The following is an 11654-nucleotide window of genomic DNA, read 5'->3' as shown; positions in this document are numbered from 1 at the left end:
CTGACTTATATATTTGCTCAAATAAACTTCGAGAAATTTAAACCAATTAATCAATGAAATATTTTCGATCGATCAACCAGTAAAAATCCACACAAGTTGTTCTTCTATTCTCTTAATGATCTTCTCGATGATTCGTCATCATCAAGCTAGGTCGGCTATATTACTCTCAATTTCTTAAAAGTCAACAGGTAATTTAGATATTTAGCAAACTTATCAATCAACTCAAGAATCTAACCATTTTAGCCAAATCTTTGTTTCTCAACAAGTTTTTATCTGCATCACCGCCGATGGATGTGCATTCTACAGCATTCCCTACCCAATGCAACACCCTTTTTTAAATTTATTTGATTTATTTGATCGAGTGTATATTTTTAGAGCAAAATTACTTTTTTTCTTATATTTTTCGACCGAATTTGTTTTAATACGATAAGAACAATTAAACTGTACTCTCGATATCTATGTTTTGCGTTAAGTGACGCAATCATTTTAATGACTGTATTATTTCGCTCTCACAGCGATTAAGGACTTATATGCATTACTCGAATTTTATCTTGCTTGGGTTGTTAACTGCTGGAGCGTGTTCATCAGTATTTGCGCAAGAGACTCCAACTGAGTCTGCCGCTCAAACTGCGACATCACAAGCACAGGTTACTCCTGAGCAAAAGGTTTCCACCATTCAAGCTATAAAAGACTTAAAGCATCTCACCAAGAATGATTTAAAAGTAAATGCCAATGCTGCACAACCAGATGCAGTGAAAGATCCTTTACAGCCATTGAATCGTCAGATTTACGCATTTAATGACATGTTAGACCGTAACTTGTTAAAACCAGTTGCGATTCAATATGTGGCTAAAGTTCCTGAACCTGTGCGTAGCCCTTATCGTCAGTTCCGTAAAAACCTGGGTGAGCCATGGAATGCGGTGAATCAGCTCATTCAAGGCCGCCCTACCCGAGCAGCAAAAACTTTAGGTCGTTTTACGGTAAATACGTTAACCACTTTAGGTTTTGCTGATCCTGCGCGTCGTTTAGGCTTAGACACAGAAGAAGAAAGCTTTGGCGTGACGCTGGGTTATTACGGTGTCCCTTCTGGGCCTTATGTGATGTTACCTTTCTTTGGACCAAGTACCTTCCGTGATGGTTTTGGCTTGGCAGCCGACAGTTTTGGACGTCCACAAAAATATTTACTGGATGATCAAGACGGGATTTACTGGTCTACCAATGTATTACAAGCCGTTGATGCACGTTCACAAATTCTGGATATTGAAGAAAGCCTGAAAGGTGATAAATATTCCATGATCCGTGATTTCTATTTACAGCGTAAGGCTTTCCAGATTTCAGAGAAACGTGGTGACTCTGATGATGTCTCTTTTGTTGGTGATGCAGATGATGTTGACGACTCATCTTCTGACGAAAAATGATCATATTAAAATAATGTTTTACAAACTTATGTATTGTCAGGGAATTTAAACTCTGGCAATACTATAGTTATAGGTCATCTTTCATCTATGATGAATTAAAAATGATCATACAAAGGATTGACTATTCATCTATGTATTTCATTCAACCCACACGCGCCATACCCTGTCTAGATCAAGCTTTAACCGAGTTACCAAGTTTGCAGATCATTCGAGTTGATGATCTGGACTTGTATGATCAAACCATTATTGCGATTGCCGACGTACAAGATTTTTTAAAGTATCAATGGAAGTTGCCGACGGTGGTACTTGCCTTTGAACATGAAGGTGCGGCTTTGGCGCAAGCATGGGAACTGGGAGCCTTGGCGGGCTGGATTTGGGATAGCTTACCCAAGAATCCAATCCATTCTTTATTCAAGATCGACGCGCAATATAAACGTAATCAGGATAGCCGTGACTTACCTTCGGCGGCTGAATTACAAAAACGTTTGTTACCAAACCCGATTGAGCTGCCGAACTACCAGTTTGAATCTTTTTTTCAGCCTTCGGCCTATCTATCCGGTGACTGGTATGACTATTGGCGTTTGAATGATGAAGAAGTGCTGTTCTATCTGGCAGATGTATCAGGACATGGTGTCACCAGTAGCCTATTAACCTCGTGGATGGCCGCCTTTCATGGTCGCTCAAAAACACCAGGACAATTAATTCAGAAACTCAATGCCATGTTGGTGCAAGAAAATATTGAAAAGCATATCACCATGGTAGCTGGTATTTTAAATCTGGCGACCCATGAAGTACGTTGGTCGAGTGCAGGACATTACCCGCCTCCAATCATTTTTGAACCGAACCAGCCTCCACAGATTTTAACCACCAGTAGCTTTCCCTTAGGGCTCACCGAGGAACTGGAAGTTGAAGAGCATCGCTGTGTATTAAGCCCTCAGGCACGGTTCATTGTGTGTTCGGATGGTGCGCTTGAACCTTTCGATGGTGGCCTGAATGATCAGTTTAATCAACTGGTCGAACACCTGCAAAATGATGCCTTTAAAGCACCCGACCATGTTGCGGATGACATTGCGATACTCAGCCTTCGCCGAATGAATTAATTTAAATATCATAAGCTTAACCAAATCCAGGCATCCACCCACTTGTGTCTGGAATATCACTATGGGATAATTTTATATCCTTTCTCTGAAAATGGCATTTATATGTCAACAGGTCATGTTGAATATGCAAGTTTGAACGGAACGCATATTTTCAAGCTTATTGGCGAAGTGCGTGCTCACTCTTGTATAAGTCTAGACAAACTGCTCAACCGAATTGAACAACAGCAAAATGTTGTTGGTGCAATCGTTGACTTAACTGAAACCACGTTTATTGACAGTACCGTTTTAGGCATTCTGGCAAAACTGGGTTTAAAGCTAAAGCAAGTTCATCAGATCCAAGCAGTCATGCTGTCAACAAATCCGGATATTACCACCTTGGCCAACAGCATGGGGCTAGGTCAGGTATTTGTGATTTTAAATTACTGTGGCGATCCGAGTGTATGTACGTTAGAGCTTACCGATGAACATGTCACTCATAGTGCCATGCTCAATACTGTGCTCGATGCACATAAAACACTGATGCGTTTAAATGAAAATAACCAGAATATGTTTGAACCTCTGGTTAAACAATTGCAAAAAGAACAAGATTGCCTCAATCTCGATGCACATAAACAAAACGCTTGATCATTAAACCTGATAACGCGGCGCCTATATGACTTTACTCTCTGTTGTACAAATGAACTCCCAAAATGATATCGAAGCCAATTTCGTTGTCATTGAATCATTAATTCAACAGAGTAAAGCTCAGGCAGCTGAACTGATCGTTTTTCCTGAAAACTTCGTCTGCTTTGCTGCGGGTAAACAGCGTGAGACCGCAGCGCAATTCGAGAGTATCCAACAACGACTGGAACAACTGGCACATCGCTATCAGATCTGGATTATTGCGGGTACGCTCCCATGCCCTTTCCGTCCAGATGGTTCAATCATTCAGGATGGCCGGGTTCGAACCGTCAGTTTATGTATCAGTCCTGAAGGCACCGAAGCACGCTACGATAAAATTCATTTATTTGATGTGCAAGTCAGTGACGCGGTGGGCGGTTATCAGGAATCTAAATTCTTTGAACCGGGTGATCAGGTCATCGTTGCCAAAACACCTTTTGGTAATATCGGCCTGATGGTCTGCTATGACTTACGCTTTCCAGAACTGGCTTTAACCTTACGCCAGCAAGGCGCCAATATGTTAACCGCCCCTGCTGCCTTTACCTATACGACGGGTCAAATGCATTGGCAGTTGCTACTGCAAGCGCGGGCCATGGATAGCCAATGTTATGTTTTAGGTGCTGCCCAGCAAGGCTGGCATGGTGACAAACGTCAAACTTGGGGGCATGCCGGGATTACCAATAGTCGTGGCCAGCTGCTTCAGATGATCGAGACTGAAGGTCATGGTCTCATCACCAGTGCATTTGATCTTGAAGAACAAAATGCTATACGTGCTTCTATGCCACTGATGCAACATCGCAAATTAATTAATTATTAAAACTGCCATAATCGCAACATTTTCAATGTTAGTTTTGCACAAAATAACGGCAACAGCACATGTACTGACCGTATTGTTCAATTTTTATCAATGTAGCTTTTCTAGATTCATGATTTAATATAATTTATTTGATCATGATCGAACAAAGTCGAATGATTTTGGGATAGGCATGATGTAACATCATCAACTGATTCTTATTAAGCTTTATTCATGTTTAGATTTATCGCTGCTTTGTTTTTTTTGGGGACCACTGTATCACTTCATGCAATGACAGTTGATGCAAATATCGAGGAATCGGCAACTTCAGCAACGATCTTGTCTACCCCGCAGAATTTATCCTTAAATGCGTTTGGTCAATGGATTATTGGCTGGGGAACAGGTCCAGAAGGTGCCCGTCAACGTCTGGATAATATTCAACGTGAAGATGTTGCTGTGATTAAACAAAAAGGTACCACGCTGGAAATGATCAAGGCCTGGCAGCAACATTTTGAACTTGAAGCGCAAAATAATCTCAGCAATCCGACAGCGCGTTATCGTGCCCGTCTGATGAAAAAAATTGCCGATCTGTGGTAATTCACTAACAGAACATGTTACTAGCCTTGGCATAAGTTTGATTACTTATGCCTTTTGTTTTTTATAAGCGATAATATTTTCCCACTGTTCAGCCCGCCCTACGTACACGCCTATTCAAACTAAACGGGCAACAACCGGACTCCCCACATCTAACAGCCATAGTGCCGACAACAAACTGACATTTATCCTACACGCATAACAACCAAAGAGGGCAAGATCGGCAACGTTTACTGACTTGTATTTTGCTTCAGAATCAGTACGATCAAATTGCATTCAATAATATTCAGGGATCATTATCATGTCATTAGAAAAAGTGGTTTATCGTGCGAAAGCAAAAGCAACCGGTGGTCGAGATGGCCGTGCAACCTCTTCTGACGGTGTCTTAGATGTAAAACTCGGTGTACCTAAAGAAATGGGCGGTGCAGGTGGCGAAGTCACCAATCCAGAGCAACTGTTTGCTGCCGGCTATTCTGCCTGTTTCTTGGGAGCAATGAAGTTTGTTGCCAACCGCGATAAGTTCAATATCAGCAAAGATGCCTATGTAGAAGGTGAGGTCGGTATTGGCCCCATTCCAACAGGTTTTGGTATTGAAGTCACTTTAAATGTATATCTGATCGGAATGGAACAAGCGGAAGCAGAACAACTGGTTGCTGCCGCACATATCGTTTGCCCGTATTCAAATGCAACCCGCAACAATATTGATGTGAATTTTAATATCGTGACTGCTGCATAATTTGATCGACCATAACAAAACAGCATGCGATCTGCATGCTGTTTTTATTTCAAAGCTTAAATTTACTCTTCCGCAGCTTCATTGGTGACACGAAGTACTTCTTCCAATGTGGTTTTACCTGCTAGGACTTTCAATAAACCATCATCACGGATGGACGCTGCATGACGGCGTGCATGATTTTCCAGTTCATACTCAGCCGCATTGCCATGAATCAAACGGCGCATCGACTCATCGACTGGCACGATTTCATAAATAGCAGTTCGTCCGCTAAAGCCCACATGTGAACACTTTTCGCAACCCTTCGGCTCAGGCAGTTGCATTGCTTCATCGGCTTTAAGATGCTGGAAAACCTGACGCTCAAAAGCATCTGCCGCTCGCCATGTGACACAATGCGGACATAGGGTTCGCACCAGACGTTGGGCAATCACCCCAATTAAAGAACTGGCCAAGAGGAATGGCTCGATTCCCATATCCTTTAAACGTGTTACTGCTCCAATTGCGGTATTGGTATGTAGGGTAGACAATACCAAGTGACCCGTTAACGAAGCTTGTACTGCAATCTCAGCAGTTTCCAGATCACGAATCTCACCGACCATCACCACGTCAGGGTCCTGACGTAACATCGCCTTCAAGGCACGCGCAAAGGTCATATCCACTTTGGTATTGACCTGAGTTTGTCCAATCCCTTCCAGCTGATATTCAATTGGATCTTCGGCAGTCAGGATATTACGGGTATTGTCATTCAGATCAGACAATGCCGCATACAAGGTCGTGGTTTTACCCGATCCGGTTGGGCCAGTCACCAGAATAATGCCATGTGGACGATGCACCAGTTGAGTTAAGCGCTCATAGTCATTTTTCATCAAACCCAAATGGGTCATGTTGAGACGCCCCGCCTGCTTGTCCAGCAAACGCATCACTACACGTTCACCATGTGAAGAAGGTAAAGTCGAAACACGGACATCTACTTCACGTCCAGCCAGACGCAATGAAATACGGCCATCTTGCGGGACCCGCTTTTCGGCAATATCCAGTTTTGCCATGACCTTGATCCGTGAGACCAGTAACGGTGCCAGCTCACGACGTGGCTGAACAATCTCACGCAATTGGCCATCAACACGCAAACGTACTGACAGTTTTTTCTCAAAGGCTTCGATATGAATATCCGAGGCACTGACCCGAATCGCTTCTGATAATAAGGCATTGATTAAACGCACAATCGGCGCATCATCCTCCTGATCCATCAGGTCTTCGGCTTCAGGGACCTGATCGGCCAGACTCAATAAATCGGGATGATCTTCCAGCCCTGCTGCAACCTGTTGCGATTCGCCGGTATCCCCCGCATAACTGGAACTGAGTAAGGCATGAAATTCCTGATCACTACACAATTGATCGTGAGCAGATTTCCCCAAAATTCGACGCGCTTCCTGCAACGCAATACGCGCAGTGTCCCTGCGTCGTACAATAAAAATTTGATCACCTTCATAGCGCAATAAAACGCCATGTCGCTTGGCAAAACTATAAGGAATTTGTATTTGTTTAAGTATTTGCATCACACAAATAATGATAAGAGAAAGTATTGAGTGTACTCTAAGCAGATTACAGCGTGAAGTCTGTTTAGCATACTCACAAAGGAATTTTGCATCTTGTCTCAAAATAATCAATTTGAAGCGCCGCCTTCCAATACATTGAAATGGTGGGGCGAACAACAATTCGAACTTCAACAGGCCAAAGCTTGGCAATTCGGTTCATTGCTCTTTCGTCTGACTCGCGGCATCAAAGAATGGCGGCTGGAATATCATCGCCCTCAATTTCAGTATGACTACGAACAACAATGGCGAATATTGAACGATATTGAATTTGCCATGCCACCCCCTGCAAAAATTGAACGCTACATGTTCCATAAAACCAACAGTACCTTTCATCTGATGCCACGACTAGCTGACCGTTCAGTGGTGATTCGTCCTGTGGATCCGATTTATATTCCCGCAGGTCAGCGTGGCACCTTATACATCAGTACGCCATTGTGGATCGCTGGTCTGGTAGATGGTCTTTCTGAACCGCTTTTTGATATTCCAGTCATTCAACCGAAAGACACCTGGTTTGGTAAAGACCCGCAAAATGGTGAGATTTGCTACGCCACTTCAGTCGACGGGCGTATTGATTTGAATCTACTGAAACCACGTGCTTTCCGAGCAGTGACCCCGATTGAGTTTCACAACACCAGTCATCATCAACTGCGCTTTGACCGTATGAATGTACCGGTGCCTGCTCTGCCATTATTTTATAGTGAAAGTACAGGACGCTTATGGACCTCGCAAATCAAGGTCTATTACGAAGGAACCGATCATCCGGCCCGTATCCGCATTGAGAACAAAACTCCGACTCAGGCAGGTGAAGTCACCTATGTACATCCCCCTCGAGCCCCAGGTAGCACCTTATTCAATATGTTTGATTCATTTTTCTAAGGGGTTGCCATGCCGAATTCAAATATTCCAAAAGATGTTGCTGGCAGCCTGACCAGTGTTTTTACCAATATTAATTTTGAGCGCCTCAGCGAAATTGTGGTCGCCATTATTTTATGTTTTATCGGCTTCCTGATTGCGCGACTGGTGTCCAATGCCTTTATCCGCACCATTGGCAGCCGTTTTAATGCCCATCAACGCTTATTATGGCGTCGAGGTATTTTTTACTTTATTTTCTTGCTGTTCATCATGACCAGTTTAAGGGAAGCGGGTTTTAAACTGAGTGTCTTTCTCGGTGCAGCGGGGATCTTGACGGTGGCGCTGGGTTTCGCCTCTCAGACTTCAGCAACCAACTTGATCAGCGGTTTGTTCCTAATTGGCGAAGGTTCCTTTGAAGTCGGCGATACCATTCAGATTACCTTGATTCGGGGGCAAACCATTGAAGGTGAAGTGATTTCAATTGACTTACTCTCAGTCAAACTTTTGACGCTGGATAATGTTTATATTCGCTTGCCGAACGAACAGCTGATTCGAACACCGGTGATGAACTTATCCAAATATCCGATACGGCGGATCCCGATTACGCTGGCGATTAACTTCCATGAAGATATCATCAAAGTTCGTCAAGTCTTGTTAGATGTTGCAGCGAAATATCCACTGGTGATGGATGACCCGAAAGCAACAGTGACGGTAACGGCGTTCAGGGAGTCTTCCATTGAGTTGTTATTTGCAGTGTGGTGCCGTCAGGAAAACTCACTCAAAGTCCGTGATGAAATGCAGGAGCGGATTCGTAATGGCTTCCTGGAAAATGAAATCGAGATTCCTGTACCGAAAATGGGCCTGATTGATCGACCTCTCCCTTTAGAAAATGATGAAATCGATCAATATGCCAATCAGAAAGAACTGAAAAAAGACCAGAAAGAAAGATAATTAGCTTTCTTTCTCTGTTTCACTTAGCGCAGGTGGCAACGGTGCCAAATAAGCAATCACCAGCATCACCGCACCCGAACCAATAAACGAAATCACACGGGTTAAAGTGCCACTTTGCGATAAGTCCAATAACAGGAGCTTCAGCACCACAATGCCCAATAAAGCCGCACCAACAAACCAGATTTGACGAATGTGACGGCGGCTGGAAAAGGTCATCAGGATAAACGCCAGAATCACCCACAGCAGCGTCAAACTCAGTTGCACATCACCATTCGACCAGATGGCTGTCCCCCAAAATGGCGTGCCTAGATAATGATGCATGGCACGTACCACCACACTACTCAGCACCAACAGCCCAATCAAAATCGTGGTGACTTTAAAACCCCATTCTATCGAACGCTCTGCGCTAAAGTCATGATGATAAATCATCCAGATCAGACCAAAGAACATCAATAAAGACAAAATATCGGTCAGGTTAAATAGCGGTAATACATAATATTGCTGCGCAGAATAAGGATCCAGACTGACTAATACCAACCAGAACAGGGTTAAGCACCAGATCGGAACCTGATGCAGCAATTGGGTGTTCTTCGATATAAATCGCCAGATACTATAAATCGCAGGGACAATCGCAAGTGCAACAAGCGGCATGATTGGAAAAATAGCCAATCCAATACTGGCGAGGCTAAGCCAGAGCAAAGCAGACCACAGCATGAGCGATGCTTTAGATTTGTTATCACTCAAAAACATCAGAATCAAGGTCATGGCAATCGACGCTACAGCAAAGCTGAGCTGGTTTAAGCTACTCGACCAATGCCAAACCGAATACACATTTTGAGCAAAACTTTCCACGTAGAGCAATGCTAATAAGCCAGCCAACAAGATGAGCTGTACACTGCCCCATTGCAATCGAGATTTAAGCTGTACGGCCAGACTAAACAAAGCTAGCAAGATAGCTGCGACCGCGAGATATGGACTTAGCCCATGTTGTTGCCATTGCATCAATTCAACCGCAGCAATCGCTCCAGAATATAAACCCAGTGCTAAAAACACGCCGCTGAGCATGCGCGCACTGAAATATTTTTCGACTTCCTGATAATGCAACAAGTAAAAAGCCGAAATAAATTGCGCTAATGCAAAAATTGCGGTGCTTAAAATCGGGAAATGATCATTTGACCAGACCTGAAACAGCAATGCTACCGAACTGAGCAAGACCAGTGCGACGCCCACATAACGACTTAAACGATAACGCTCGGTGACACCCCAAACGATTAGTGCCGTGCCCTGAATCACCCAGCCGGTTGAGGTCCAATGCGCCCCTTTGGCCAGTGGGAAAATTAATGCAACGAATACCACCGCAAGGATAAAAAAGCTTTTGGCTAAAATTGAAAGTTGCGGATACTGACGTTTAATCCAGAGATTTAAGGCAATATAAGTCGCAGCAAGTGCAACGGCTCCCCACGTCAGTGCTGAGGTCGAGTTATGCATTAAATAAGCATGCAAGGAAAAGCCCAGCACAGGCACACTAAAGATCAGGCCGACATCCAGAATCGGCTGTAAGCGCTCAGATGACTGATCGGTTGGTTGCTGGTTTTGAGCGCGTAGCATTAACTGGCTATAACGGATACTCAGCCAGATAAATAAAGCGATATGCAACCACAGGATTACATCCAAAGTATCGAACTGCGATGTCTTGGCATACACCCCGATGCTAGAACCACCAATAAACATGGTGGCAAAGAACGCAATCTGATGCAGGATTTTCCAAGGTTGAATAAAGTTTAGCGCTGCCACCGCCAAGTTAATGACAAAGTAATAGCCAAACAGAAAAATCACATCCGGATGATTTTGTGGAATCACCAACGGTGCAAGATAAGCCATGGTCAAGGCCAACATGGCCAAATACAGGGCGTGTTGCTTTAAACTCAGATAAACCGTAGCCGATAATAAAATCACAAATAAAATACTGGCTGTGCTTAAGCTGGCAATCACGGCAAAATGATGAGAGAAAATCAAGGTCAGGAACACGACTGCCAGCCCTACGCCTTGCAACGCGACGGCAAAGAGCTGATTTTTCCGTTGCAGCCAATACCCCGCCACAGTCGTCGCGATACCGGCACTGGCAATAAAGCCCAGTTTTACACCCAGACTGAGTTGCCAATGTTCACTGGCAAAACGTAAGAGTAAAACCACACCCACCATCAATACTGCAACAGCGACACGCAGAATCGGATTGCCGTGTATCATCCAGTCCAGTGCGGGCTGCCACCAACCTGGTGTATTCGGCTTAGTGGCTTGAGCCACTGGCGTCGAGTTCTGCCCAACTGGTGCTGCAACGGATTCAATTGTTTGCTGCATCCATGCCGGATGCTGCACGGAGTCAATAGGATTAGAAGAAGCTGTAGTTGTGTGTTCAAGCTGCTGATCCAGCGGAGTTGACTGGGCTTGAGCGGCGCGCTCGACCTGAATCTGATGGTGTTGAATCGCATGCTGTTCCAGATGCAATAAACGCGTCTGGAATGCACTGATGGTTTGGATCAGGCACAACAGCAACACCAATAAAGCACCACCTGCCAGCCACATCCAAGTATTCGCATAGGCAAACAGGGCCACCAATGCTGCGCTATAAATCACAATTTTCTGGACAGCCATCCCTGTAGCCGGCACAAAACCATTCCCGCTTGCTTGTTCAAGTTGTAGCAAGCGCTGATGAATCTCAGACAGAATGTGCACAATAACAACGGTCAGCCCGATTGTCGCGGCAATAACAGTCGCATGCCATTTGAATGCAACCGCACAAGCAAGCAACACCGTCAAAGCAATCAGGACAACGACTATTCCCTGTTTGTCTTTTTTATACATAGACTTATATCAATTATGACAGCTTCATTGCTGGTATCTTACTTGATCACTGCATAAGCAGGTATTTTCACATACAAAATACTGCAAATCTTAAAC

The 11654-nt window shown here is 44.2% G+C and carries 10 protein-coding genes; 8 read left to right on the top strand and 2 right to left on the bottom strand.

Features of this window, described 5'->3' with window-relative positions:
• Nucleotides 1–530 precede the first annotated feature (530 nt).
• The 6 genes from IEV39_RS17600 to IEV39_RS17575 all read left to right on the top strand — a co-directional run bounded on the left by IEV39_RS17600 (nt 531) and on the right by IEV39_RS17575 (nt 5301).
• A complete protein-coding gene (locus tag IEV39_RS17600) occupies nt 531–1418 on the top strand; it encodes an MlaA family lipoprotein (RefSeq protein ID WP_005283477.1) in 888 nt (295 codons plus the stop codon).
• A 131-nt stretch (nt 1419–1549) separates the two neighbouring features.
• Complete coding sequence (gene gigA / locus IEV39_RS17595) at nt 1550–2518, top strand: RsbU family protein phosphatase GigA (protein WP_005228813.1); 969 nt, start codon at nt 1550–1552, stop codon at nt 2516–2518.
• A gap of 102 nt (nt 2519–2620) precedes the next feature.
• The gene (gene gigB, locus IEV39_RS17590; protein WP_004774748.1) at nt 2621–3142 is read left to right on the top strand and encodes an anti-anti-sigma factor GigB; all 522 of its coding nucleotides are present in this window, start codon (nt 2621–2623) and stop codon (nt 3140–3142) included.
• A 28-nt stretch (nt 3143–3170) separates the two neighbouring features.
• Complete coding sequence (locus IEV39_RS17585; protein ID WP_005283472.1) at nt 3171–3995, top strand: carbon-nitrogen hydrolase family protein; 825 nt, start codon at nt 3171–3173, stop codon at nt 3993–3995.
• 210 nt (nt 3996–4205) lie between these two features.
• Nucleotides 4206–4568, top strand: coding sequence for a DUF4951 domain-containing protein (locus IEV39_RS17580; protein ID WP_005283469.1), 363 nt, complete (start codon nt 4206–4208; stop codon nt 4566–4568).
• Nucleotides 4569–4866: 298 nt separating this feature from the next.
• Nucleotides 4867–5301 carry an organic hydroperoxide resistance protein gene (locus IEV39_RS17575; protein ID WP_005228806.1) on the top strand — a complete coding sequence of 145 codons (435 nt, stop codon included), beginning with the start codon at nt 4867–4869 and terminating at the stop codon, nt 5299–5301.
• A 62-nt stretch (nt 5302–5363) separates the two neighbouring features.
• On the opposite strand, the gene gspE is transcribed toward IEV39_RS17575, so the two are convergent.
• On the bottom strand, nt 5364–6854 hold the full coding sequence (gspE, locus tag IEV39_RS17570) for a type II secretion system ATPase GspE (protein WP_005283466.1): 1491 nt from the start codon (nt 6852–6854) through the stop codon (nt 5364–5366).
• A 93-nt stretch (nt 6855–6947) separates the two neighbouring features.
• On the opposite strand from gspE, the gene IEV39_RS17565 reads away from it, so the two are divergent.
• Together IEV39_RS17565 and IEV39_RS17560 are read left to right on the top strand one after the other, a co-directional pair.
• Nucleotides 6948–7769 carry a DUF432 domain-containing protein gene (locus tag IEV39_RS17565; protein WP_005283463.1) on the top strand — a complete coding sequence of 274 codons (822 nt, stop codon included), beginning with the start codon at nt 6948–6950 and terminating at the stop codon, nt 7767–7769.
• 9 nt (nt 7770–7778) lie between these two features.
• Nucleotides 7779–8696 carry a mechanosensitive ion channel family protein gene (locus IEV39_RS17560; protein ID WP_005228801.1) on the top strand — a complete coding sequence of 306 codons (918 nt, stop codon included), beginning with the start codon at nt 7779–7781 and terminating at the stop codon, nt 8694–8696.
• On the opposite strand, the gene IEV39_RS17555 is transcribed toward IEV39_RS17560, so the two are convergent.
• Nucleotides 8697–11558 (bottom strand): DUF2339 domain-containing protein, encoded by a 2862-nt coding sequence (locus IEV39_RS17555; RefSeq protein WP_005283458.1) that lies wholly within the window; start codon nt 11556–11558, stop codon nt 8697–8699.
• Nucleotides 11559–11654 lie beyond the last annotated feature (96 nt).

Origin of the sequence: Acinetobacter courvalinii (genome assembly GCF_014635545.1) — a bacterium.
GTDB lineage: Bacteria > Pseudomonadota > Gammaproteobacteria > Pseudomonadales > Moraxellaceae > Acinetobacter > Acinetobacter courvalinii.
This window is presented reverse-complemented; position numbering and strand designations above follow the sequence as displayed.